Source organism: Microbacterium sp. LMI12-1-1.1 (assembly GCF_040676455.1).
Taxonomy (GTDB): Bacteria; Actinomycetota; Actinomycetes; order Actinomycetales; family Microbacteriaceae; genus Microbacterium.
In genome coordinates this window covers 480,613-505,073 of the sequence record NZ_JBEGIA010000012.1, presented here as the reverse complement: position 1 = coordinate 505,073, position 24,461 = coordinate 480,613, and the positions used below count along the sequence as shown (strand labels likewise).

Here is a 24,461-nt window from a genome sequence, read left to right as displayed (position 1 = left end):
CACGCGTGGCTAGGATGTCGCCCATGGGGGGACGACGCAGTCTTGCCGGTTTCACGGGCGCCGGCTACGACAAAGGGCGCGGCATCGCCTGGCAGGCGGCCTGGCAGCTCGCCTCCAGCCTTCTCGTCATGCCCTGGTTCGTGCCGGCCAAGGTTCGCGTCAGGGTGCTGAGAGCATTCGGCGCCAGGATCGGCGAGGGCGTGAACCTCCGTTCCGGCGTTCGCGTCCACTGGCCGTGGAAGCTCGTGATCGGCGACGACTCATGGATCGGCGAGCGCGTGTGGATCCTCAATCTCGAGCCGGTGACGATCGGCAGCGACGTCTGCCTCTCGCAGGGCGTCTTCCTCTGCACCGGGAGCCACGACCGACGCTCCCCGACGTTCGAGTTCGACAACGCGCCGATCACGGTCGAGGACGGGGCGTGGATCGCGGCGCGGGCGACGGTCCTGCGCGGCGTGAGGGTGGGCCGGGATGCGGTCGTCGGCGCCACGGCGCTGGTCACATCGGACGTGCAGCCGGAATCCATCGTCCTCGCGCCCCGCGCATCCGTCCGCGACCCGGTGGAGCCGACCACGTGAAGATCCTCGGAGTGGTCACGCTGCTCAGCCCGTCGGGCGAGTACGGCGGACCGACTCGGGTTGCGGTCAATCAGCTCCGCGCACTCCAGGACCGTGGGCATCAGGTCGTGCTCACCGGGACGCACCGTGGGTTCGACGGGGAGGTCCCGACCGAGATCGACGGCGTGCCGGCCAAGCTCTTCCCGGCCCGGACCCTCCTGCCGCGGACCGGGTTCGCCGGACTCGGCTCCCCCGAGCTGTGGCGGGCCGTCCACCGCCACGCCCGGGAGTTCGACGTCGTCCACGTGCACGCGGCGCGCGACCTCGTGACGCTTCCTGCGGCGCTCATCGCGCTCCGACGCGCGGTGCCGATCGTCGTGCAGACGCACGGCATGATCGACGAGACGAGCAATCCGCTCGCCGTTCCCCTCGATCTGGCGTTGACCCGGCCCGTGCTGCGACGAGCGCGGATCGTCGCCTACCTGACCTCGCGCGAGCGCGCGTCGCTGGAGGTCGTCTCCCGCGGCGAGGCTCGACTGGAAGAGCTGCCCAACGGGGTTCCGCGGGAAGCGGCGGCGGCAGCAGCATCAGTCGGTCCGGCCAGGGTGCTCTATCTTGCTCGACTCGCGCCCCGCAAGCACCCGGTCGCGTTCGTCGAGGCCGCGGCGCGCGTCGCAGCCGAGTTCCCCGACGCCGCCTTCGCGCTCGTCGGACCGGATGAGGGCGAGCGTGCATCGGTGCTGAACGCGATCGCCTCCTCGGGAGCCCCCGATCGCATCGCGTGGGAGGGTCCCGTCGGCATGAGCGGGGCAACGGCTCGGATGCGGCAGGCCACGCTGTATGTCCTGCCGAGTGTCGACGAGCCCTACCCGATGTCGGTGCTGGAGGCGATGTCGGTCGGGCTGCCCGTCATCGTCACCGACACCTGCGGACTGGCTCCGTTCATCGGTGCGCACGATGCGGGCCTCGTCACTGAGGACACTGTCGAGAGCCTCGCCGACGCGCTGCGCACCCTGGTCGCGGATCCGGAGCGCGCCGCGGCCATGGGCGCACGCGGTCGGGGTGCGGTGCGCGCGGAGCGCAGCATGGATGTGATCGCCGAACGTCTCGAGCGTTTCTACGGGTAGGAGCGCCTGCCCCTCACTCAGCGCCTGGCGCACGCTGATTCGGTGCGTGGGCCGATCCCGTGGCGGCGGCGTCGGGCGTGAGCTGCGGCGGCGGACCCGGGTCAGGGCCTGCCTCCGCCGGTTGCCGGCCGCCGATGACGAAGACGATGCACAGGACGGTGAGGAAAAGTGCCCCGGTCGCCTGCAGCAGCGATCCGCGCAGGAGGATCGTCATGAACACGGGCAGGATGCCGCCGACGATCGCCCAGACGCCGCCGACTCGCAGGGCAGGCACGATCCGGCTGTCCATCGCACGAAGCACCAGTCCGAGGAGCAGGAAGCCGACCACGACGGCGATGATGCCGCCGTTCACCAGCGCCTCGGCCCAGGTCGGCGCCGACAGGTTGTCGAAGGTGTACCCCCGGTACTCGGCCAGGAGGATGCCCGTGTCGGTGGGCTTGTTCGGCCAGAGGGCTCGAGGGACCCAGAAGAGGACGCTGCCGGCGAACTGGCTCATCGGTGCGACGAGACCGTCCACCCAGTAGGACAGCGCATTGGCGACCTGCCAGAACGCGTCGTAATCCGGATTGGACAGGTACTCGTCGAAGAAGCCCGACCGGGTGCCCGTCGCCGCACCCGCGCGGCGGAATGCGTCCGCGATCGGGAAGACGAACAGGAATCCGGCGATCGCTGCGAGCATCGTGATCCGCGCCCGCCTGCGCGTCCGCACGGCGCCGGCGTAGACGGCCAGAGCGAACACGACGGTCCCGAAGGAGTACCTCGCACTCGTGATCGGATTGACGATGAGGAGGAGGATCACCGCTCCTGCGATGGCTCCGGTGAGCGCCAGCCGACGACTCTGGGCGCTGCTCGCGGTGCGACGCAGCTGGGCCAGGGCGCCGACCGCGACCAGCAGCGGATAGATCCCGCTGGCGAAGACGATGCTTCGGACCGCGGGGTCCGGCCACGCGGCGGCACGCGCCGCGGCCGCCGCATCCCGGCTTCCGAGCAGAGCGATCGCGCCGAGCCGCCACAGGACGTAGCCGCTCAGTGCGACGGAGATGACGAACAGCGCGACGGTGCGCCAGCTGCTGACCGGACGCACGACCAGTGGCCTTCCCGCCGTCCGCCGGCGCCCCTCGCGCAGCATGAGCAGCAGGCGTCCCACCTCGTAGCAGAACACGCCGAGCAGGACCACCCCCGCCGTCGGCATGTCGAGCCCGGTGTCGACCCCGGGCGTCGTCGTCGACGTGAGCCCGGACAGGATCTGGGCGGTCGGAGCGATGCCCATGAAGATGTAGACGAACAGCCAGAAGAAGAAGTCGAACAGCCTCGGCGTTCCGCGCACCCAGAGCAGCGAGAGACGGATGCCGGCCCAGACGAGGAGTACGAGTGTGACGATCCAGGCGTCACTGCGTGGCAGATCCGCGACATCGGCGATCAGGAACGCCGGGACTCCGATCGACAGGACCGCCAGGGATGCGACGAGGAGAAGCATGCGCAAGCCTCGTCGCAGCTCGTCGTCCCCCGCTGCATCGGGTGCGCGGTAGGCGACTCGCCTGCCGTCGGATCCCTCGCGGCGCGGCCCGGAATGCGACAGCTGATCGGTTCGCGTCATCGGCGCCGTCCACGAGGATTTCGGAAGGAGCTGAGCGCCCAACCGAGAGATATAGCATTATAAGGGGATTGGGGAGAATTTCGGTTCGTTCTACCCCTCGGCGTGATCGGACGAGGGTATGGAAACCAGGAGTCTGCTGCGACTCATCCGCCACCACTGGGCGGTTGTCGTGTCGTGCATCCTGCTCGGCGTGCTCGCAGGCTGGACGCTGGTCGTCTCCACCCCCCGCGAGTACACCGCGAGCGCCGACGTCTTCGTCACCGTGACCGGCGGAGCGAGCACCGGCGAGCTCGCGCAGTCGTCGAACTTCTCGCAGCTGCAGGCGCGGAATTTCAGCGCGATCGCCACCCGCGAGGTGGTGCTCGCCCCCGTCATCGAGTCCCTCGACCTCGATGTCACGATCTCGCAGCTGCGCCGGCAGGTGTCGACGTCGGTGCCCCTCAATACGAGCGTCATCACCATCTCGGCGACGGACGAATCGCCGGCTCGAGCCGCCGCCATCGCCAACTCGGTGTCGAAGTTCCTCGCAGAGGTCGTCCCGTCGCTCACGCCGCGTGTAGACGGCCAGTCGCCCGTCCGGCTGCAGGTGATCGAGTCGGCGAAACCTCCGACAGCGCCGTCGTCGCCGAATGTCCCCCTCCTGCTGCTTACGGGCCTCCTCGCCGGCCTCGTCGCCGCGACGGTCTTCGTCGTGCTCCGGGGCGTCGTCGATGCCCGCGTCCGCGACAAGGAGCAGGTCACCGAGATCACCGGGCTGCCGGTGCTCGGGGTCATCTCCTTCGACCGCCGCGCGCAGCGGGATCCCATCGCCGTGATCAAGGCCGGCTCCCGGCGCGGCGAGGAGTATCGACAGCTGCGCGCCAACCTTCGCTTCCTGCAGCCCGGGGAAGTCCACAAGGTCTTCTCGGTCACGTCGTCCCGCCCCGGCGAGGGCAAGAGCGCGACAGCGGCCAACATCGCCGCCGCGCTGGCCGCATCTGGTCTCGCGGTCTGCCTCGTGGAGGCCGACCTGCGCCGACCGACTCTGGGCGACCTGCTCGATCTTCCGGAGTACTCCGGGTTCACCGACGTGCTCACCGGAGACATCGCGTTGGAGGACGCCATCGTGAGCTGGGGCCCCGACGACCTCAAGGTCCTCCTCGCCGGTTCTCGGCCGCCCAACCCGAGCGAACTGCTCGAGTCGACTGCGGCGAGCGCGGCACTGCAGCGGCTGCGCGAACGCTTCGACGTGACCATCATCGACTGCCCGCCCATCAATCCTGTGCCGGACGGTGCAGTGGTGGCGCGCCTGCTCGGTGGCGTCATCCTGGTCATCGGGGCACGGGTGCTCCGCGTGCGGGAGCTGCGTCGGGCGCTGGACCGCTTGACCTCCCTGGGGACGTCGGTCGAGGGGGCTGTGTTCAACATGTCCCGATCGCGAGAAGACCACCGCTACGAGTACGCGCCGGCCAAGGCGCCGGTGCGCCCGACCGAGGACGACGTCGCGAACGCTCCGTCGAAGGCGGCGCCGGATGCCGGGGCCGCGGACGACCGTTTCATCAGCACGACAACGGCCCCACCGCGGAAGTCGGAGGATCTGGACGCCGGCGACCACGAGCCGGCCGTCGAGGGCGACTGGCCCGCGGACGAAGGGTCCGCCCAGCGAGCGGGACGGCGCCGCTCGGCGTCGCCTGCCCACTTCCCCCCGCTCAGCGCGGTCGAGTCGCAGCGCGAGACCTGACGCCATGAGCGACGGACGGGGGTCGATCCTCTTCGTCTGCACGGGGAACGTGTGCCGGTCGCCGTACCTCGAGTGGGGACTGCGGGCATCGCTCGCGTCCGCTCGTGGTCCCGTCATCCGGCTGACGTCGGCGGGTGTCGCACCGCTCCTCGGCCACCCGATGAGCAGCTACCTGCTCGAGCGCCTCCAGACCAGGGGAATCGACGCGTCGGAATTCAGAGCGCGAGCGCTGACGGAGGGGATGGTGGCACGGGCAGACGTCGTGCTCACCGCTTCACGGGAGCATCGGGGACTCATCGTCCGGCAGATGCCGGCGGCGGCGACGCGGACGTTCACCGTCCTGCAGTTCGCACGCCTCCTGCGCGCCGGTCGCGCATCGCGGAGCGCGGGTGCCGACCTGCCCGCGCTGGTGACCCTCGCCCAGCAGGCGCGTGGCCCGGCAGGCGCGTCGACGGAGCATGACGACATCGAGGACCCGTGGCAGCATTCCCGCCGGGTCTATGCGCGGAGCGCGGCGAAGATGGACGAGGTGCTCGAGGAGATCCTCGAGCACCTCGTCTCGCGATGAGCCGCCGGTGTTACCAGCTGCTGGCCGCGTAGTACTGCAGGTCCTGCACGTACGGCGTCGACACGACCTGGTGCGGGGAGGTGAGGGACTCCGCCGTCGCACCCGACCGGACGATCTTCGCCGACACGGTCCCCAGTTTCAGCGGCACCGTGTAGGCGGAGACTCCCGCCGGCGCCGAGAAGCTCGTGGTCGTGCCACCGACGGTGATCTGCACCGTCGCTGCGGAGGGCAGCCACACGAGGGCCTCGACCGAGTCGCGAGCCGCAGTCGAGGTGCCGTCGAGCGCAGGGGCGCCCATCAGCGACTGCGAGTACGACGGCTTCGCGTCCACGAACTGCGTGCGGTGGGTGAGCACGATGGCATCCGACGTGATCGCCGGCTGCGAGCCCGTGTGGAACCACGAGGTGTAGTACCGCGTCAGATCCAGGAAGGCCGAGCCGTGGTCCTGGGACGGTGCGACCTGAGTCGACTCGCTGTAGTCGTTCCAGGTCACGAGCTGGACGTAGTCCGCCTTCTGGGAGATCGCCTTGCTCCACTGCGCGCGCACGGAGGCGGTGTTGTTCGCCTCAGCCCACGACAGCGACCGGTAGCGGACGTCCTGGACCGCGACCGGCGCCATCCACGTCTTGCCGAGGGCGTGGGCACGTGCCACGTTGTCCGCGCTGTTCAGCGTCGTGCGCTCCGTACGCGTGCCCCAGTTGCCGAAGCCGTCGGCGATGGGCGCGTAGGCCTTGAGGTTGGCGTCGCTCGCGTTGTTGAACACGGCCTGGAACGAGATGGGGAGCCCGTACTTGGTCTCCAGCAGGTTGATGACCTGCGTCCACCACGAGACCGATGCGCCTTCCGCCTTGAAGCTGGACAGCACGTACTCGCCGTCCTCCTTGTAGGCGGAGCCGACCTGGTAGAGCTGGCTGAGCAGTGAGGCTGCCGTCTCGGGAGTGTTCGAGGAGAAGCTCGAGGAGCCGTCGACCATGGGCACGACGGCGAACCCGCCGACCTGCGCGGCTGCCTTCATGACGTTGACGGAGGCATCCCAGTTCTGGCCGCTCGAGCTCATGAGGTTGAGCGTGAAGCCGTCGATGCCTGCGGACTTGGCCTGCCGGACCTCCGTGGCGAAGTTGTCCACTCGCCAGGTCGTCGAGGTCGACACTCCGGGCGAGATCGGCCGGTCGCGCAGGAGGCCGCCGACGGAGGCGAACTTGCCGCTCTCACCATCCGGGCTGAGGTAGTTGCGGGTGTAGTAGTCGCTCGACTCCGTCTTGTTGTCGATCGACAGCGGGTACGGCACGAAGTAGTGCGCGAACACGAGCGGGCCGTCGGCGGGGGTCTCGGCCGGAGTCGTCGGGGACGGCGCGGGCGTGGGTGTGGTGGACACCGGTGCCGTGCTCACCTCGATGCGGGGTGCGTCGCTGTTGAAGCGCTCCATACGAAGCTGAATGTAGCGCTGGCTGTAGTTCAGTGCCAGGGCGAAGTCACCGGTGGTGGCGACGGAGCGGACGTCGAGCGGGATGCGGAGCGTCTGACCCTTCACCGCGGTCGCGCTGGGCTGCGACGCCGCTGATCCGGTCGGTCCCGGCTGGTTGTCGTGCGTCAGCGAGGTGGACTTCCACGAGGCGGAGGTCGGGTACGCGACGACTCCGGGAGCGGTGGCCGTGGTGCTGTTCACCTTCACCACGAGCGTCGCCGCGGTGACCTGGCGTCCCGCGAGCGCGTCGCCGTCGAACTTGAGGTAGGTGCGGTCGGAGGTCGCGGTCGCGCTCAGCAGACCGGACTGCGGCACGGTCGGCTGGCGAGTCGTCGTCCAGGCCGAGTCCGAGGCGGTGAGGACGACCTCGTCGGCAGCGGTGGCGCTGTCCGCGCCCGTGGTGAGCGGGATGATGGCGCCCGCCACCATCGCGGCGATGACGAACCCCCCCAGTGCCTTCGCGCGGCGCGCGAGGCCGCGAGGCTGGCCTGTCGAAGGCTGGTTTCTGAGGCGGTGGCGTGGGGATGTTCGGAGGTTGTGAGTGTGGGGAGATGTCACGGGTGGCTCTTGTCCTTCGTGGTTGATCGGGGCGGGCTGCGCTGCGACCCCCATCGCGGCGCGATCCCCCAGACGAATACGTCACGTTAGCCGCGGAGCGCGTGCCACTCCTAATCGAGAGCGCGTATATTAGGCGATTCTCAGAAACCGCCGCACCCGCGACACGGCAGATGCCGCGAGATCGTTACCGATTTTCGGTAGGATCTCCTCGTCGGCCGGTGCCCGAACCAGGCCGGGTCTGTCTGCGGGGACGGCCATGCGAAAGCTCGGTAGAGATGTCGGCGGCATGCCGCTGTGGGCGCTCACGCTCGTGGTCGTCGCGGGCATCGTCATCGCCGCGTTCCTGAGCAGTGGAGTCATCGTGCGCGGTGAGACCCCTCGGTACACGCCCCCCAGTGACGCCGCGTCGCCGACGATCCCCGCGCCCATGCCGCTGGCCGTCTTCATCGGAGACTCCTACACGCAAGGAGCGGGAGGCGGTGGCGTTCGCTGGCCGACCCTGGTCGGGGACGCGCATGGCTGGGACGTCGACAACCTGGGCCTCGGAGGAACGGGCTACATCAAGACCTCCGACGAGAACGGCTGCGGGCGCCCGTACTGCGGGACTTACGGCCAGACGATCGACGAGATCGTCGGCTCGCCGAAGTACATCGTCGTGGCCGGAGGGCGCAACGACATCGGGCTCCCGACGGCCGACGTCGCCGCTGCCGCCGATGGGCTCTTCGGTGAGCTCCGCGAGCGTTACCCGGACGCCATGATCTTCGTGATGGCTCCCTGGTTCGACGACGATGCGCCGCCACCCTCCGCGGGGGAGTTCGCGCAGGCGATCCAAGCGGCGGCGCTCGAGAACGAGGTCGTCTATCTCGACTCCGGCCAGCCCTTGTTCGGCAGGACCGACCTCATCTCGGCGGACGGGGTGCACCCCAACGCGGCGGGCTATCAGGCTCTCGCGGCGGCGGTCACGGCGGTCCTCGATCCTCAGCTGGCGCCCTAGGCATCGATACCTGGGCCGCGATCGCCCCCATCCACACGGCGCGCACGACGGAGGCTCGGCCCTGTCGGTGCGGCCAGGTCTGCTGTAGGGTTCGGCGTACAGACCCGGCGTGTGGGACGCCGCGGGATTCACATGGGGGAATCATGGCTGTACGCATCGGCTATGCCGCCGGGGCATTCGACCTCTTTCACGTCGGACACCTCAACATCCTTCGGCACGCCAAAGAGAACTGCGACTTCCTCATCGCGGGCGTCGTCAGCGACGAGATGCTCCGGCTCGTGAAGAAGGTCGATCCGATCATCCCCACCGCCGAGCGCGTCGAGATCGTCCGGAGCATCACCTACGTCGACAGCGTCCACATCGAGGACGTGCCCGACAAGCTCGAGACGTGGCGACAGCTGCACTTCACTCACTTCTTCAAGGGCGACGACTGGCGCGGCACCGAGAAGGGAGCCCAGTTGGAACGGGAGTTCGCCGAAGTGGGCGTCGAGGTCGTCTACTTCCCCTACACGGTGCACACATCGAGCACCGCGCTGCGCCACGCCCTCGAGATCATGGCCGCATCGCTCGCCCATGACGAGGTGCTGCCCGGTGGGCTCGCCGTCTCGCATGGCTGAGCAACGGGCACGGCCGGCGGACGCGTGCCGCGGCATCCGCTCTCCTACAGCTCGCCGGGCTGCATCACCTCCTGGTCGATCTCCTCGACGAGACGGCGTGCACGCGAGGGCGCGACACCGGGCTTGCGGGGTGCGTAGACCACGAGCGAGTGGAACAGGAAGCGCACGAAGAACGCCAGCACGAGGGTGATCGCCGTCGCCACGACGGCGGAGATGTGGCCGGTCGACACCATCACCGCCACGATCGGGATGCGCACCAGCGCCTCGGCGTTGTTGAACGTGAAGGACTTCGCGAACCGCAGCCACACGCCTGACGCGTTGTCGCGCATGTCGTCGAACACGAAGCGCTCCTGCAGCAGGAAGTTGCCGACGATCGTCACCTCGGCGGCGACGATGGCGGCGAGGATGTAGTCGACGCCCAGCTGGGTGAGCGCCCACACGATCGCGACGTTCGCGATCGCACCCAGGCCGCCGATCACCGCGAACAGCGACATCTTGCCGAAGCGCAGGGCGGTCAGCTGGGTGAGGAAGTGCAGCCCCTGCCGCACCGACGCCTTCGACTCGCCGGCGTGACGGTCGGCGAAGTCGAACGGCACCTCGGCGATGCGCATCGGCCGGCGCGCGAGGATCTCGAGCAGGATCTTGAAGCCGCGCGGCCGCAGGAGAGCCTGATCGACGCTGCGCCGGTCGATGAGGAAGAAGCCGGTCATGGGGTCGGTGACATCGCGCAGCCGGATCGGGAACATCGCGCGGGTCACCGCCGTCGACGACTTCGACACCATCACGCGCGTGCGATCGGCGAGGCCGTGCGCAGTGCCGCCGCCGGCGTAGCGCGAGGCGATCACCACGTCCACGTCGCCGTGCGAGAACCGTCGCCACAGCTCGGGGATCTTCTCCGGCGGATGCTGCAGATCGCCGTCGATGACCAGGCAGGCGTCGGACGCCGCCGCCGCGAACCCCTCGAGCACCGCGCCGCCGAGTCCGCCGACCGCCTTGTCGCGATGGATCACGCGCACCGGCAGCGGGGCGTCGGCGGCCACATCGCGGATCACGTCGGGGGTGGCGTCCGTGCTGTCGTCCACGAAGACGATCTCGGCGTCGATGCCGCCCGGGACCGTGTCGAGCGCGGCGGCGACACGGCGAACGAGCTCCGCCACGTTGGGAGCCTCGTTGTACGTCGGGACGATGATCGACAGCTGCATTGCCGCATATCCTCCCATGCAGCGCTGAACGGGGAGCAAACGGGTGCGGAGAGGATGCCGCCGACCGGCGCGGGAGAACCGCAGTCGAGCGGTCGTGGGCGCCGCCCGGCGTCCGGCGCCTGCCCAGGATCGCCGGGTGAGAATGGAAGGATGACCTCCCCCTCGACCATCACCATGTTCGGCGCGGACTGGTGCCGCGACTGCGTCCGCACCAAGAAGCAGCTCGACGAGCTCGGCATCTCGTACACCTACGTGGACCTCGTCGCCGATCCCTCCGCGGCGGACGTCGCCCGCGACATCTCGGGCCGCACCAACATCCCCGTCGTCGTGTACCCCGACGCCTCGCACCACGTCGAGCCGTCGAACGCCGACGTCGAGACGAAGCTGCGCGAGCTCTCCCTCATCTGACGCCGTCGCGGCGCGTTTCGTCTCGCACGTTCGTCGCTCGCTCAACGACCGGGGCAGGGGCCGCACGCACACACCCGGTCGCTGCGCGTTTCGTCTCGCTCGTTCCTCGCTCGCACAACGACCGGGGCAGGGGCCGCACGCACACACCCCGTCGCGGCGCGTTTCGTCTCGCTCGTTCCTCGCTCGCTCAACGACCGGGCCAGCGGTCGCACGCGCACACCCGGTCGCTGAGCGAGCGCCAGCGAGACGAAGCGGGCGCGCAGACTCTGACGCGGCGGCATCCGTCCTCATTAGGCTGAGGCCGTGAGCGTCGAACGCAATACCCGGGCGATCGAGGGAACGGTCGTCACCGATTTCCAGGACCGCATGAGCTACGGCGGCTACCTCGATCTGCCCACCCTGCTGTCTGCGCAGCGACCGCTCAGCGACCCTGAGCATCACGACGAGCTGCTGTTCATCGTTCAGCACCAGACCACCGAGCTGTGGCTGAAGCTCGTGCTGCACGAGCTCGGCGCCGCCTGCCGGCTGCTGCGCGAGGACCAGCTGGCGCCCGCGCTGAAGTGCATCGCCCGCGTGAAGCACATCCAGAAGACGCTGACCGAGCAGTGGTCGGTGCTCGCGACGCTGACGCCCGCCGAGTACGGGCAGTTCCGCGGCGTGCTGGGCAACGCCAGCGGCTTCCAGTCCGCGCAGTACCGTGCCGTCGAGTTCACGCTCGGGAACAAGAACGCCGCGATGCTGCGGGTGTTCGAGTCGGATCCCGCCGCGCATGCGCTCATCCAGGCGGCGCTCGAGGCGCCGAGCCTCTACGACGAGTTCCTCGGACTGCTCGCACGGTCGGGCTATCCGATCCCCGCGGCCGTGCTCGAGCGCGACGTGACGACGGCGTGGACCTACGCCCCCGAGCTCGTCCCCGTGTTCACCGAGATCTACCGCGACCCGCAGACGCACTGGGCCGCATACGAGACCTGCGAGGAGCTCGTCGACCTGGAGGACAACTTCCAGCTCTGGCGCTTCCGTCACCTCAAGACCGTCGAGCGCATCATCGGGTTCAAGACCGGAACCGGGGGCTCCAGCGGTGTGCCGTTCCTGCAGCGCGCGCTCGATCTGACGTTCTTCCCCGAGCTGTACGCGGTGCGGACGGAGCTGTGATGGCCCACGACCCGGAGGCGCTGCGGGACCTGCTCGGCCCCGAGGCGGCGCTCTGCCGCCGTGCGATCACCGGTGAGCAGGGCGTGTCGCTGCCGCCCTTCACCGACCACCACGTGCACCTGCATCTCATCGACGAACGGGCCCTCGCCGCCGGTGGCATCGCGGGGGTCGTCGACCTGGGCGGCGACCCCGTCGCGCTCGCCCGCCGCGGCGACCACGGCATCCCGCGCGTGGCGTACGCCGGGGCCTTCCTCACCGCTGTCGGCGGCTATCCGGTCGGCCGCGGGTGGGCGCCGCCCGAGATCGCCCGAGAGATCGCGGACGCGTCGACCCACCCGGGGGTGCCCGGCGGCGCGGCGACGGCGGTCGACGAGCAGGCGTCGTTCGGGGCATCCGTCATCAAGGCCGCCCTCAACAGCGCGGCAGGGCCCGTGCTCGACCCCGGCACGCTGGCGGCGATCGTCGAGGTCGCCCGCGAGCGCGGTCTGCCGGTCGTCGCGCACGCGGAGGGCGACGGGATGCCGCAGCTCGCACTCGACGCAGGCGTCGACGTCCTCGCCCACACCCCGTTCACCGAGTTCGTCGGGCGTGCCTTCACGGCCCACGCCGTGAAGGCGGGGCAGGTGTGGATCTCGACGCTCGCGATCCACGGCGCGGATCCGCACGCGGCCGAGTTCGCACGCGTGAACCTCGCCGGCTTCGCCGCCGCGGGCGGCCGCGTGCTGTACGGCACCGACCTCGGAAACGGCGACCAGCGGGTCGGGGTGAACCCCGACGAGGTGGCGGCGCTCGACCGGGCGGGCATCCGTGGCGCGGCGCTCATCGCGGCGATGGCCGACCCCTGGCCGTTCACCGATCCACCGCCGGGTGTGTGCACGTTCGTGCCCGGCACCCCGCCGACGGAGCTCGACGACATCGCCGAGTGGCTGCGCGGCGCGACCGTCGTCCCCACCGAGGAGCTCATCCATGACGACCACTGACCCCGCCGCGTCGTCCGGCCCGGCCAGTTCCGGGTTTGGGGCGCACGACGTACGTTCGGGGCGCGTGCCGCACGCCCCGAACGTACGGGACGCGCCCCAAACCCGCGGTCAGGCCAGGACCGGCGCGGTGGCGGCCCTCGAGGCCGAAGCCGCGTCCCTCGACGCGGCCGATCCCCTGCGCACGCACCGCGACGCCTTCGTCGGAGCCGAGACCTCACTGGTCTACTTCGACGGCAACTCCCTCGGCCGGCCGCTGCGGGCGAGCGTGGAGCGACTGTCGGCGTTCGCGCGCGACGAATGGGGCGGGCGCCTCATCCGCGGCTGGGACGAGTCCTGGATGCAGCTGCCCTTCGACATCGGCGACGCCGTCGGCCGCGCCGCGATCGGCGCGGCCCCGGGCCAGACCGTGATCGGCGACTCGACGACGGTGCTGCTGTACAAGCTCGTGCGAGCGGCGTTCGACGCCGCGGTCGCGGCGGACCCTGCCCGCGTCGAGATCGTCGTCGACCGCGACAACTTCCCCACCGACCGGTACCTCGTCGACGGCATCGCGGCCGAGCGCGGCGGCCGCGTCTGCTGGATCGACGTCGAACTGACGAGCGGCGTGTCCGAGGAGGCGCTTCGTGCGGCCGTCGGCCCCGAGACGGCGGTCGTGCTGCTCTCGCACGTGGCCTACCGATCGGGCTATCTCGCGGATGCCGCAGCCCTCACCCGCATCGCGCACGACGCCGGCGCGCTCGTCGTGTGGGACCTCTGCCATTCGGCCGGCTCGGTGCCCGTCGAGGCCGATGCCTGGGACTTCGACCTCGCGGTCGGCTGCACCTACAAGTACCTGAACGGCGGGCCCGGCTCGCCCGCGTTCGCCTACGTCGCGACACGTCTGCAGGACCTGCTCGCCCAGCCCATCCAGGGCTGGATGGGCACCGCCGACGTGTTCGCGATGGGGCCGGAGTACCGGCCGGCGGAGGGGATGCGGCGCTTCCTGTCGGGCACGCCGCCGATCGTCGGCATGCTCGCCATGCAGGACACGCTCGCCCTCATCGACGACGTCGGCATCGCCCAGATCCGTGCCAAGTCGATCGCCCTGACAGAGTTCGCGGTGCGCGTGGCCGACGAACTGCTGGCACCGCTCGGGGTCGTGATCGCCTCGCCCCGCGACCCCGACGCGCGCGGCGGCCACGTGACGCTGTCGCACCCCGCGATGCGTGAGGTCACCGCGCGGCTGTGGGCGCAGGACGTGATCCCCGACTACCGAGACCCCGGCGGCCTGCGCATCGGCCTGTCCCCGCTGTCGACGTCGTTCGCCGAGACACTCGCCGGTCTCCGAGCGGTCGAGGCCGCCGTCCGCGCCGAGTCCTGAGCCGGCGCCCGAGGCGCCGGGCCCGGGATCCACAGGGTGGGCTTCGAGTCCCAGCCCCTGACCTACACTGGCGCGATGAGCAGTGACGCTCCACGGGCACCCGAAGCCGTGGCATCCGTCTCCCCTGTGCGCCTGACGCGCGGCACCATCGCGCGCTACGCGACCGGATCGCTCGGCACCGGCGGCTTCTCGACCCTGCCCGGCCTGGTGCTGACGTACTACCTGACCGACTCCCTCGGGGTCGCCGCACTCGCCGCCGGCGCGGTCATCACTGTCGCGAAGGTCTGGGACGTGATCATCGACCCCGTCATCGGCGCCCTCACCGACCGCGATCTCGCGCGTCACGGCAGCCGGCGACGGCTGATGCTGATCGGTGCCATCGCGCTGCCGCTGCTGTTCGCGCTGACCTTCGCGGTGCCGCCGTCGCTCGGACCCGTGGTCGCGGGCATCTGGGTGCTGCTCGCCTTCACCTTCACGGCGACGGCGTTCAGCCTGTTCCAGGTGCCGTACATCGCGCTCCCCGCCGAGCTGACGCCGAGCTACGACGAGCGCACGCGCCTGCTCACCTGGCGCGTCGTGGTGCTGACGTTCGCGATCCTGCTGTTCGGCGCGGGCGGCCCGGCGCTGCGTCGCGTCTCGGACGACCCGTTCATCCAGTACCTCGTGATGGGGGTCGTCTGCGGTCTCGTCATCGGGATCGGGATGCTGGTGGCCACCGGCGTCGCGCGACGCACCGCCGTCACCGCCGTCACCGCCGTCACCGCGGTCACCGCCGGCACATCCGGTGAGACGTCATCTGCCGGCCGAGACGGCGGTGTTCACCCGAGGTCTCGGCGGTCGGATGACGTCTCACGGGTAGAGGGACGCGGGAGCGCTGCGACCACGGGGATCCGCGAGCACTACGCGTCCGGCATCCGTGCTCTCCGACGCAGCCGGCCGTTCCGCATGCTGCTGTCGACATTCGTGCTGCAGGCCCTCGCGACCGGGCTCATGCTGGCCGGCGCCCAGTACGTCGCGACGTGGGTGCTGCACTCGCAGGCGGCCGTCGAGCTGCTGTTCGTCGCGCTCATCGCCCCGGCACTGCTGGCAGCGCCGGCCTGGGGAGTCGTCGCGCGGCGCCTCGGCAAGGAGCGCACCTTCACGATCGCGAGCATCGTCTTCGCGGTCGCCGCACTGTCGATCCTCGGCATGCTGTGGGCTCCCGGCGACTGGATCTACGTGCCGGTCGGCATCGCGGGCGTCGCGTACGCGGGCATGCAGTCGCTGCCCATGGCGATGCTGCCCGACGTGATCTCGCACGACGAGCGCACCGTTCCCGACGCCGTGGCGGGGGGCGCCGGGCGAGCCGGGTCGTTCAGCGGCGTCTGGACGGCCGGCGAGACCGTCGGCTTCGCGCTCGGCGCAACGACCCTGGCGCTCATCCTCGCCATGACCGGCTACGTCTCGTCGACCGGCGGTCAGGTCGTGGAGCAGCCGGATGCCGCCATCACCGGCATCGTCGTCAGCTTCAGCCTCGCCCCCGCCGTGCTCATCGGGCTGAGCCTTCTCACGCTCGCGCGGTACCCGCTCCGCCGCGCCGACATCGAAGACCGCGAGACCGGGTCGCAGTCGTCGTGACACTGCGTGCCTCGGTGCTCACGCCGTGACGTAGGATCCCCCTGACGGACTCACCGCGCGCGAGTTCCGCGGCGCGAGTTCGAAGGAGAACCCATGTCCCCCACGTCCTCGACCACTCCTGCGAAGCCTCGGAAGACCACGGCTACGCGTCCCTCGTCTCGCGCCGGAGCGTCCGATCCCGGGCTTCCCGACGACGAGCGGGCGGCGCTCGACGAGGCGATCACCCGGCTCGACGAGGGAGCGCGGGTGTGGGTCGCGCTGACGCTCGACCAGCGGGCGCGGCTGCTCGGCCGGGTGCGCGATGCCGTGGGCGTGGCCGCCCAGGAGTGGGCCGACGCGGCGACGATGTCGAAGGGCCTCGAGCCCGGGCATCCGCTCTCCGGCGAGGAATGGCTCGGCGGACCCTATGCCGTCATCGGACTGCTCGATGCGCTCCGTGAGACCCTCGAGGCTCTCGCGAACGGCCGCAGCCCGCTCGACGGTGTGACGATCGACGAGGCACCGGGCGGTCGCCTGCGCGCGCACACGTTCCCGCTGAACGGCACCGAGAAGCTTCTGCTCTCGGGCTTCACGGGCGAGGTCTGGTTCGAGCCCGGCGTCACCGCCGACCAGGCCCGTCGCGAGGCCGGGCTCGCCCAGCTGACGCCCACCGAGTCGGGCGGCGTCGGGCTGGTGCTCGGCGCCGGCAACGTCACCTCGATCCCGGTCGCCGACGTGCTGTACGAGCTCTTCGCGCACAACCGCGTCGCGCTCCTCAAGGTCAATCCGACGCAGGACGCGATGGTGCCGGTGTTCGAGCGCGCACTGGCGCCGCTCATCGAGCCCGGCTTCGTGCGCATCGTGCGCGGCGGCGCCGCGACCGGCGCGTACCTCACCTCGCACCCGCGCATCGCCCACGTGCACATCACCGGCTCGGCCGTCACGTTCGACGCCATCGTGTGGGGTGCTTCGACGGGCTCGGCGACCGGGGGCGAGGACGCAGCGACCGAGCGGGAGCCGAAGCTCACGGTGCCGATCACGGCCGAGCTGGGCGGCGTCTCGCCGATCATCGTGGTGCCGGGGCGCTGGTCGGCCGCAGACCTGAAGTACCAGGCCCAGCATGTTGCGACGATGCGGCTCGTGAACTCCGGGCACAACTGCATCGCGGGGCAGGTCGTCATCGTGAGCTCCGACTGGCCGCAGCGCGCCGAGTTCCTGCGCGAACTGCACACGGCGTACGCGGCCGCCCCCGAACGGCCGGTCTGGTACCCCCGCAGCGACGAGCGGCTCGAGGCCGCGGCAACCGCCTATCCGAATGCCGTCTGGGCCGCCGATCGCACGCGCGCGATCGTGGAGGTGCGCGGCGACGAAGACGGCGACCCGGTCGAGACCGTCGAGTACTTCGCTCCCATCCTGGGTGTGGTCGAGGTCGGCGGCACCGGCCAGGAGTTCCTGGACGCGGCGGTGGCGCACGCGAACGACAAGCTGACCGGCACGCTCGGCGCGAACGTGCTCATCGACCCCACCACCGAAGAGGCGCTGGGCGCGGGGTTCGAGCGCGCGATCGCCGACCTCCGCTACGGCGACATCGCGATCAACACCTGGACGGCGTTCAACTTCCTCATCGCCCGCCTGACCTGGGGCGGCTTTCCCGGCGCGACGCTCGCCGACGTGTCGAGCGGCATCGGCGTCGTGCACAACGCGCTGCTGCTCGACCGCGTCGAGCGGTCGGTGGCGCGCGGGCCGTTCCGCCCTTTCCCGCGGTCTGTGGGCGACACGCTCCGGCGCCGCGGACGGGCGAAGGCCACCATCCTGCCGACGCCGCCCTGGTTCCTCAGCTCGCGCACCGGCGCCGAGGTGAGCGCGGGGCTCACGCGCTACCTCGTCGACGGCAAGGTGCCCGGTCTGGTCAAGACGCTGACCAGGGCGATGCAGGCGTGAGGCGGAGGCGACCGGCCGACCGCAGCGCCGGCTTCGGCGCCGACGGGCTGGAGGCCGACTACGTCGTCGTCGGCGCGGGGTCGTCGGGCGCCGCCGTGGCAGCGCGGCTCAGCGAGGATCCGGCCGTCTCGGTGCTGCTTCTCGAGGCCGGCGGACCCGACCGGGCGATCGAGCTGCACGTGCCGGCCGCGTTCTCGAAGCTCTTCCGCGGACCGTACGACTGGAACTACGACACCGTTCCCCAGCCCCAGCTCGAGGGTCGCACGGTGTACTGGCCGCGCGGCAAGACGCTGGGCGGGTCGTCGTCGCTCAACGCCATGATGTGGGTGCGAGGCTTCGCCGCCGACTACGACGAGTGGGCGGATGCCGCCGGGCCGACGTGGTCGTGGGACGCCCTCGTCCCCTACTTCCAGCGCGTCGAGCGCACCGCCGACCCCGCCGACGGCTCCCAGGGCACCCACGGACCCCAGCCCGTCGAGCATCAGCGGGATCCGCGGGCCCACACGGCGGCGTTCCTGGCAGCGGCGCAAGAGGTGGGGCATCCCGTCACCGCGCCCAACCTGCCGACCGGGCAGGGGTTCTCGCAGACGATGGTGAGCGAGAGCCGCAGTGCGCGCTCCTCGACCGCCGACGTGTACCTGCGCCCCGCGAAGCGGCGCTCGAACCTCCGGGTCGTGACCGGCGCGCACGTCCGGCGCGTGACCTTCGGGGCCCCCGCCGGCGACGAGTCCGGCGCGCGCCGGACTCGTACGACCGGCGTGTACGTCGACATCGACGGGATCACCCGCCACGTGCGCGCGCGGCGCGAGGTCATCCTCTCGGGAGGAGCCGTCAACACGCCGCAGCTGCTCATGCTCAGCGGCGTCGGCCCGGCCGCGCACCTCGCCGAGCACGGCATCGACGTCCTCGTCGACGCCCCCGGCGTGGGCGGCAATCTGCAGGACCATCTCGTCGCCGGACTCGCGCCCGCCGCGCCGAGCGGCGGCACCCTGTACGACGCCGACAAGCCGGCCGAGCTCGTGAGATACCTGGCGACGCGGAAGGGGATGCTGACCTCCAACGTCGCCGAGGCCTACGGGTTCGTGCGCACCGAGGTCGCCGACCGCGCAGGAGCACCCGAGGGGCTCCCCGACATCGAGATCATCTTCGCCCCGGTGCCCTACGTCGGCGAGGGGCTGATCCCGACTCCCGCGCACGGGCTCACCGTCGGCGCGATCCTGCTGCGCCCGCGCAGTCGCGGCACGATCCGGCTCGCGTCGGCGGATCCGACGGCGCCGCCGCTCATCGACCCCGCGTATCTGTCCGACCCCGAGGGCGTCGACGCGGCGACCATGCTCGCCGGGCTCGCCGCGTGCGAGCGTCTCATCGACACCGAGGCGCTGCGCGCGATCACGACAGGTGACGGCGCAGAGTCGCTGAGGTGGGTGCAGCCCGAGGGCGGCGACCGCATGACGCCCGTGGAGCGGGCTGAGGTGTCGCTACGCCGGTACTCGCACACGCTCTACCACCCCGTCGGCACGGCCCGGATGGGAACGGATGCCGCCTCCGTCGTCGACCCCGAGCTCCGCGTCCGCGGGGTCACGGGCCTCCGGGTGGCCGACGCCTCGGTGATGCCCACCGTGATCCGCGGCCACACGAATGCGCCCGCGATAGTGATCGGCGAGGTCGCCGCCGACCTCATCCTCGGCCGCCGCGTCTGACCAGGGGCACCCCAGCCCCTAACATCCCCCTTCACTGCTCCGCTGTCACAAACGGTCCTCCCAGCACACGAATCGTGACAGCCGAGCAGAAGGTGCGGAGGGTCACCGCACCGGCACCGCGATCTCCGTCGCGCTCATCGCCGACCCGCGGTCCTCGACCGACTGACGGTTTCCCGAAACGACGAACCCCTCCTGCTCGGAGAGCAGAAGGGGTTCGAGGGAGTGTCTCAGCGACCGCCGCGGCGGTTCGTTCCGTTCGGGCGGACGACGGAGCCGACCATCAGCTTGCCGGTGCCGGTCGACGACGCGCGACGACCCTGCGTGCGGGGGTTCCCTGCCGGCTGGGCCGACCGGGTGTGGCCGGCGCTCTGGTCGCTGCGCTGATGCGAGGCCTTGTCGTAGGCGCCTGCGGCGTCGCGACGCTGACCGCCGGAGGCCTGCTGACGCGTCGCACCCTGCGCGGCCTGGCCGGTGCCGCCCTGGCCGGAGCCACGGCGGCGGCCTCCGCCGGCACCCGAGCCGGAGCGACCCGAACCCTCGGCGCCCTGGCGACCGTCGCGCGCGGCGCGCTTGCGCTGCGCGTTCGCACCCTGGCTGGTGCCGCGCGGCGTGTCGGCCACCGGAACCGGCTTGACGTACGCGGCGACCTGACCGACGAGCGCGGTCACCGCGGGCGAGGCATCCGTCACGGCGACCGGCTCGACCGAGATCGCGGCCTTGCGCAGCAGCTGCGAGACGTCGCGCTTCTGCTCGGGCAGCACCAGCGTGACGACGGCGCCTTCCGCACCCGCGCGGGCCGTGCGACCCGAACGGTGCAGGTACGCCTTGTGCTCGGTCGGCGGGTCGACGTGGATGACGAGCTCGACATCGTCGACGTGCACACCGCGGGCCGCGACATCCGTCGCCACCAGCACCCGGACGGAGCCCGACGAGAACGCCGCGAGGTTGCGGTCGCGCGCTGCCTGCGACAGGTTGCCGTGCAGGTCGACGGCCGGGATGCCCTGGCCGGTGAGCTGCTTGGCGAGCTTCTTGGCCTGGTGCTTCGTGCGCATGAACAGGATGCGCCGGCCGGTGCCCGATGCGAGCGCCTTGACGACGTCCTTCTTGGCGTCGGCGTCGGCGAGCGTGAAGACGTGGTGCGTCATCGCGGCGACCGGCGAGTGCGCCTCGTCGACGGAGTGCAGCACCTCGTTCTGCAGGAAGCGGTTCACGAGCTTGTCGACCCCGTTGTCGAGGGTCGCGCTGAACAGCAGGCGCTGGCCGCCGGCCGGCGTCGCGTTCAGGATGCGCGTGACGCCCGGCAGGAAGCCGAGGTCGGCCATGTGGTCGGCCTCGTCGATGACGGTGATCTCGACGGCGTCGAGGTGCACGTAGCCCTGCTTCATGAGGTCTTCGAGACGGCCGGGGCACGCCACGACGATGTCGACGCCGGCGTTCAGCGCCTGCACCTGACGGTTCTGGTTCACGCCGCCGAAGATGGTGGTGGTGGTGAGGCCGTAGGCCTTGGCGAGCGGCGCGAGCACCGCATCGATCTGCGTGGCGAGCTCGCGGGTAGGGGCGAGCACGAGGCCGAGCGGACGGCCCTTACGGCGGTTGCCGCCGGCGAGCTTGCCGCCGAGGCGGGCGGCCATCGGGATCGAGAAGGCGAGGGTCTTGCCCGAGCCGGTCTTGCCGCGGCCGAGCACGTCGCGGCCCGCGAGCGTGTCGGGGAGCGTGTCGACCTGGATCGGGAACGCGGTGGTCTTGCCGTCCGCGGCGAGCGCGTCGACGAGGGGCTGCGGCACGCCGAGCGCGCCGAAAGTGGTTTCAGTCATGAAGGGGATTTCTCCGGGCACACAGATGCCCTGTCGGTGGCCGGGGCGGATTTCGCCCACGGGTCGCCGTACGAAAGTCATCACCGGCATCGCGCGGCTGAGCCGGGCGGCGGCGGGAGGGGAAGCGTTCTACGACGCAAGAAGCGCAGGGAAGCGCTGCAAGATGATCCACCTTAGCAGGCCACGCCTGAGCGTTCTCCGCAGCCTCCCCCGTGTCTGTGAGCGAGCGAGGGACGAGCGAGACGAAACGCCGCCCCCTCTCCCGGTCGTTGAGCGAGCGAGGGACGAGCGAGACGAAACGCCGCCCGCTCTCCCGGTCGTTGAGCGAGCGAGGAACGAGCGAGACGAAACGCCCCGCACCCGGCGCAGACGAGCAGCTCAACGCGTTTCGTCTCGGTCGCTGGCGCTCCCTCGCTCAACGACCGGGACTTGGCGCGTTCACCGAACCCGGTCGTCGAGCGAGCGAGGAACGAGCGAGACGAAACGCCGCCCGTTCTCCCGGTCGTTGAGCGAGCGAGGAACAAGCGAGACGAAACGCCGCCCGCTCCCCCGGTCGTTGAGCGAGCGAGGGACGAGCGAGACGAAACGCCGCCCGCTCCCCCGGTCGTCGAGCGAGCGAGGGACGAGCGAGACGACACGCCCCGCACCCGGCGCCGACGAGCAGCTCAACGCGTTTCGTCTCGGTCGCTGGCGCTCCCTCGCTCGACGACCGGACTCTGAAGACAACGGCACCCGCGCTCAGGGATGACGGGCGCGGCGCGGCGAGCCGTACGCCCTGCGCGGACCGCTGACGTCGGCTCCGGGCCCGTCGGCCTGGGGCACCGCCCCGTCCGCCTGGGACTCCTCCGCGCCGTCCGCCTCGGGCGCGGACTCTCCCGCCCCGTCCGCCTCGGGCTCCGACGCTCCCGACGGGGGCTCCGGCGGCGAAGCTTCCCCGCCGTCGGGCTCGCGCTCCGGCGCAGCCGGAGCCTCGTCCTCACGCGCCTCCGCGTCCGACGCGGATGCCTCGTCCGGCTCCCCTCCCGGCGCGACGTCGTCCTCCGTGCTCTCGCTCGGGCCGGCGTCCTCGTCTACGACGGCGTCCTCGACACCCTCGCCCCGGCTGGCGTCCTCGTCCACGACGGCGTCCTCGACACCCTCGCCCGGGCCGGACTCGTCATCGGCAGCGGCGTCGCTCCCGGCGCTCACGGCGGCGAAGCGGTCGGTTGCGGCGCGGAGCGCGGCGGCGATGCCCGGCTCGGACGCCGCGTGCGCGGCATCCGGAATCATCGTGAAGTGGGCCTCGGGCCACGCACGGTGCAGATCCCACGCGGTCATCGCGGGCGTGCACACGTCGTAGCGGCCCTGCACGATGGCGGCCGGGATGTGCCGGATGCGGTCGACGCCGGCGATCAGCTGATCCGGCGCGAACCAGCCGCCGTGCAGGAAGTAGTGGTTCTCGATGCGGGCGAAGGCCACGGCGGCGCGCGGCTCGGACATCGCCTCGACCAGTTCCGGATCGGGCAGCAGCGTGAGGTTCGCCGCCTCCCATCGCGACCAGGCGACGGCCGCCGGCACGTGCACGGCGGGGTCGGGGTCGGCGAGGCGCCGGTGATACGCCTGCATGAGCTGCGAGCGCTCGAGGATCGGTATCGGAGCGATGAAGTCCTCCCAGAGGTCGGGGACGACGGATGCCGCACCGCCCTCGTAGAACCACTCCAGCTCGTGGCGGCGCAGCGTGAAGACGCCGCGCAGCACGATCTCGGTCACCGCCTGCGGGTGCGCCTCGGCGTAGGCGAGCGCCAGGGCGCTCCCCCACGATCCGCCGAACACCTGCCACCGCTCGATCCCCAGGTTCTTGCGCAGCAGCTCGATGTCGGCGACGAGGTGCCAGGTGGTGTTGTGGCGGAGGTCGGCGTCCGGGTCGCTCGCGTGCGGGGTGGAGCGCCCGCAGCCGCGCTGGTCCAGCAGGATGATGCGGTACCGGTCGGGGTCGAAGAATCGGCGGTGCCAGGGCGACGTGCCGGCGCCTGGACCGCCGTGGAGGAACACCACCGGCTTGCCGTCGGGGTTGCCGCTCTGCTCGTAGGCGATGCGATTGCCCTCGCCGGCGATGAGCATGCCGGTGTCGTAGGGCTCGAGGGGCGGATAGAGGATGTCGTCGAGCTGTTCGTTCACAGGCTGCCCCCCGGCACGCTGAAGGTGTCGCAGGCGGACACGCCGCCCTGGTACCCGGTCTCGAACCAGCGCTGACGCTGCTCGCTGGAGCCGTGCGTCCAGGACTCGGGGTTCACGACGCCCCCGGATTCCTGCTGGATGTGGTCGTCGCCGACGGTGCCGGCCGCGTTGAGCGCATCGGTGATCTGCTGTGGGGTCGGCTCCTGCAGATACGGCACCCCGTTGTCGTCGACCTGCTCGGTCATGCCGCCGACCCAGGCGCCGGCGAAGCAGTCCGCCTGCAGCTCTCTGCGCACGCCGTTGCTGTCGGGGCCCGTGCCGTTGTCCGGGTACTCCTCCATGATCCCGGCCAGGTGCTGCACGTGATGCCCGTACTCGTGGGCGAGCACGTAGAGCTGGGCCAGCTCCCCGGCCGACGCGTCGAACTGCTGGCGCAGGAGACCGAAGAACGTCGGGTCGATGTAGACGGTCTCCTCGGACGGGCAGTAGAACGGGCCGGTCTGGTTGGATGCCGTGCCGCACGCCGTCGGGGTCTGCACGTCGACGATCACGAGCTGGGGAGGGCGGTACCCCTGCATCTGCGTCGTCCAGTACTCGTCGAGCACCACGCTGCCGGCGGCGAGGCGGCACGCGTCGTTGCGGTTCGCGTCGGCACCGGTCTCGCACTGCTCGATCTCGGACTCGCCGGCGGTGCCGGTCTGCGGGGTCCCGGGAAGGATGCTCGACAGATCCTGTCCGGTGAACAGCTGGAACAGCAGAACGGCGATCGCGCCGATGCCGGCGATGCCACCGCCCGCCACCGCCGCGCCCGCGCCTCGACGCCGCGCCGTGTTCCCCCCGACGTTGGCGTTCTCATTGAACGTCATGCCTGTCACGGTACCCCGATCGCCTGATCGCACAGAGGAACGCCACAGAATCGCGCGGATTGCGTACAATGCCGCGGGCATA

18 protein-coding genes and 1 pseudogene are annotated in these 24,461 nt (G+C 70.9%); 13 read left to right on the top strand and 6 right to left on the bottom strand.

The window, feature by feature from the left end; genetic code table 11:
* Positions 1-23: 23 nt before the first annotated feature.
* Positions 24-578, top strand: a complete 555-nt coding sequence (locus tag MRBLMI12_RS10890; RefSeq protein WP_363356502.1) for a DapH/DapD/GlmU-related protein — start codon at positions 24-26, stop codon at positions 576-578.
* Positions 575-1,684 carry a glycosyltransferase gene (locus MRBLMI12_RS10885; protein ID WP_363356501.1) on the top strand — a complete coding sequence of 370 codons (1,110 nt, stop codon included), beginning with the start codon at positions 575-577 and terminating at the stop codon, positions 1,682-1,684. Before MRBLMI12_RS10890 ends, MRBLMI12_RS10885 begins: the two co-directional genes overlap by 4 nt.
* Positions 1,685-1,697: 13 nt before the next feature.
* On the opposite strand, the gene MRBLMI12_RS10880 is transcribed toward MRBLMI12_RS10885, so the two are convergent.
* Positions 1,698-3,161 (bottom strand): hypothetical protein, encoded by a 1,464-nt coding sequence (locus MRBLMI12_RS10880; protein ID WP_363356500.1) that lies wholly within the window; start codon positions 3,159-3,161, stop codon positions 1,698-1,700.
* Between the two features lie 238 nt (positions 3,162-3,399).
* Here MRBLMI12_RS10880 and MRBLMI12_RS10875 point away from each other — a divergent pair, with 238 nt between their 5' ends.
* Together MRBLMI12_RS10875 and MRBLMI12_RS10870 are read left to right on the top strand one after the other, a co-directional pair.
* Positions 3,400-5,001 (top strand): polysaccharide biosynthesis tyrosine autokinase, encoded by a 1,602-nt coding sequence (locus MRBLMI12_RS10875; RefSeq protein WP_363356499.1) that lies wholly within the window; start codon positions 3,400-3,402, stop codon positions 4,999-5,001.
* Positions 5,002-5,005: 4 nt separating this feature from the next.
* Positions 5,006-5,569, top strand: a complete 564-nt coding sequence (locus tag MRBLMI12_RS10870; protein ID WP_363356498.1) for a low molecular weight phosphatase family protein — start codon at positions 5,006-5,008, stop codon at positions 5,567-5,569.
* A gap of 10 nt (positions 5,570-5,579) precedes the next feature.
* On the opposite strand, the gene MRBLMI12_RS10865 is transcribed toward MRBLMI12_RS10870, so the two are convergent.
* Positions 5,580-7,463 (bottom strand): endo-1,3-alpha-glucanase family glycosylhydrolase, encoded by a 1,884-nt coding sequence (locus tag MRBLMI12_RS10865; RefSeq protein ID WP_363356497.1) that lies wholly within the window; start codon positions 7,461-7,463, stop codon positions 5,580-5,582.
* Between the two features lie 385 nt (positions 7,464-7,848).
* Here MRBLMI12_RS10865 and MRBLMI12_RS10860 point away from each other — a divergent pair, with 385 nt between their 5' ends.
* Positions 7,849-8,586 carry an SGNH/GDSL hydrolase family protein gene (locus MRBLMI12_RS10860; RefSeq protein ID WP_363356495.1) on the top strand — a complete coding sequence of 246 codons (738 nt, stop codon included), beginning with the start codon at positions 7,849-7,851 and terminating at the stop codon, positions 8,584-8,586.
* Between the two features lie 143 nt (positions 8,587-8,729).
* Entirely contained in the window at positions 8,730-9,203 is a 474-nt protein-coding gene (locus tag MRBLMI12_RS10855; RefSeq protein ID WP_349425908.1) for an adenylyltransferase/cytidyltransferase family protein, read from the top strand.
* A 44-nt stretch (positions 9,204-9,247) separates the two neighbouring features.
* On the opposite strand, the gene MRBLMI12_RS10850 is transcribed toward MRBLMI12_RS10855, so the two are convergent.
* Complete coding sequence (locus MRBLMI12_RS10850) at positions 9,248-10,405, bottom strand: glycosyltransferase family 2 protein (protein ID WP_363356493.1); 1,158 nt, start codon at positions 10,403-10,405, stop codon at positions 9,248-9,250.
* A 150-nt stretch (positions 10,406-10,555) separates the two neighbouring features.
* Here MRBLMI12_RS10850 and MRBLMI12_RS10845 point away from each other — a divergent pair, with 150 nt between their 5' ends.
* From MRBLMI12_RS10845 to MRBLMI12_RS10815, 7 genes are all read left to right on the top strand, one after another.
* Positions 10,556-10,813, top strand: a complete 258-nt coding sequence (locus MRBLMI12_RS10845) for a glutaredoxin family protein (protein ID WP_349425906.1) — start codon at positions 10,556-10,558, stop codon at positions 10,811-10,813.
* 303 nt (positions 10,814-11,116) lie between these two features.
* Positions 11,117-11,965 (top strand): tryptophan 2,3-dioxygenase, encoded by an 849-nt coding sequence (kynA, locus tag MRBLMI12_RS10840; RefSeq protein WP_349425905.1) that lies wholly within the window; start codon positions 11,117-11,119, stop codon positions 11,963-11,965.
* Positions 11,965-12,945 carry a hypothetical protein gene (locus MRBLMI12_RS10835; protein ID WP_349425904.1) on the top strand — a complete coding sequence of 327 codons (981 nt, stop codon included), beginning with the start codon at positions 11,965-11,967 and terminating at the stop codon, positions 12,943-12,945. The genes kynA and MRBLMI12_RS10835 overlap by 1 nt, the downstream gene beginning before the upstream one ends.
* Positions 12,932-14,305 (top strand): kynureninase, encoded by a 1,374-nt coding sequence (locus MRBLMI12_RS10830; protein ID WP_363356492.1) that lies wholly within the window; start codon positions 12,932-12,934, stop codon positions 14,303-14,305. Before MRBLMI12_RS10835 ends, MRBLMI12_RS10830 begins: the two co-directional genes overlap by 14 nt.
* Positions 14,306-14,380: 75 nt before the next feature.
* The gene (locus tag MRBLMI12_RS10825; protein WP_363356491.1) at positions 14,381-15,922 is read left to right on the top strand and encodes an MFS transporter; all 1,542 of its coding nucleotides are present in this window, start codon (positions 14,381-14,383) and stop codon (positions 15,920-15,922) included.
* 93 nt (positions 15,923-16,015) lie between these two features.
* A complete protein-coding gene (locus MRBLMI12_RS10820; RefSeq protein WP_363356490.1) occupies positions 16,016-17,842 on the top strand; it encodes an aldehyde dehydrogenase family protein in 1,827 nt (608 codons plus the stop codon).
* On the top strand, positions 17,839-19,542 hold the full coding sequence (locus MRBLMI12_RS10815; protein ID WP_363356488.1) for a GMC family oxidoreductase: 1,704 nt from the start codon (positions 17,839-17,841) through the stop codon (positions 19,540-19,542). The genes MRBLMI12_RS10820 and MRBLMI12_RS10815 overlap by 4 nt, the downstream gene beginning before the upstream one ends.
* Positions 19,543-19,769: 227 nt before the next feature.
* Here the strand turns inward: MRBLMI12_RS10815 and MRBLMI12_RS10810 are convergent, their stop codons facing one another.
* The 3 genes and pseudogenes from MRBLMI12_RS10810 to ypfJ form a co-directional block, all read right to left on the bottom strand.
* Positions 19,770-21,356 carry a DEAD/DEAH box helicase gene (locus MRBLMI12_RS10810; protein ID WP_363356487.1) on the bottom strand — a complete coding sequence of 529 codons (1,587 nt, stop codon included), beginning with the start codon at positions 21,354-21,356 and terminating at the stop codon, positions 19,770-19,772.
* A 1,191-nt stretch (positions 21,357-22,547) separates the two neighbouring features.
* Positions 22,548-23,513: pseudogene (gene pip, locus MRBLMI12_RS10805) on the bottom strand (prolyl aminopeptidase); the annotation flags it as partial.
* Complete coding sequence (gene ypfJ, locus MRBLMI12_RS10800; RefSeq protein ID WP_363356486.1) at positions 23,510-24,379, bottom strand: KPN_02809 family neutral zinc metallopeptidase; 870 nt, start codon at positions 24,377-24,379, stop codon at positions 23,510-23,512. The pseudogene pip and the gene ypfJ, both read right to left, overlap by 4 nt.
* Between the last annotated feature and the right edge of the window lie 82 nt (positions 24,380-24,461).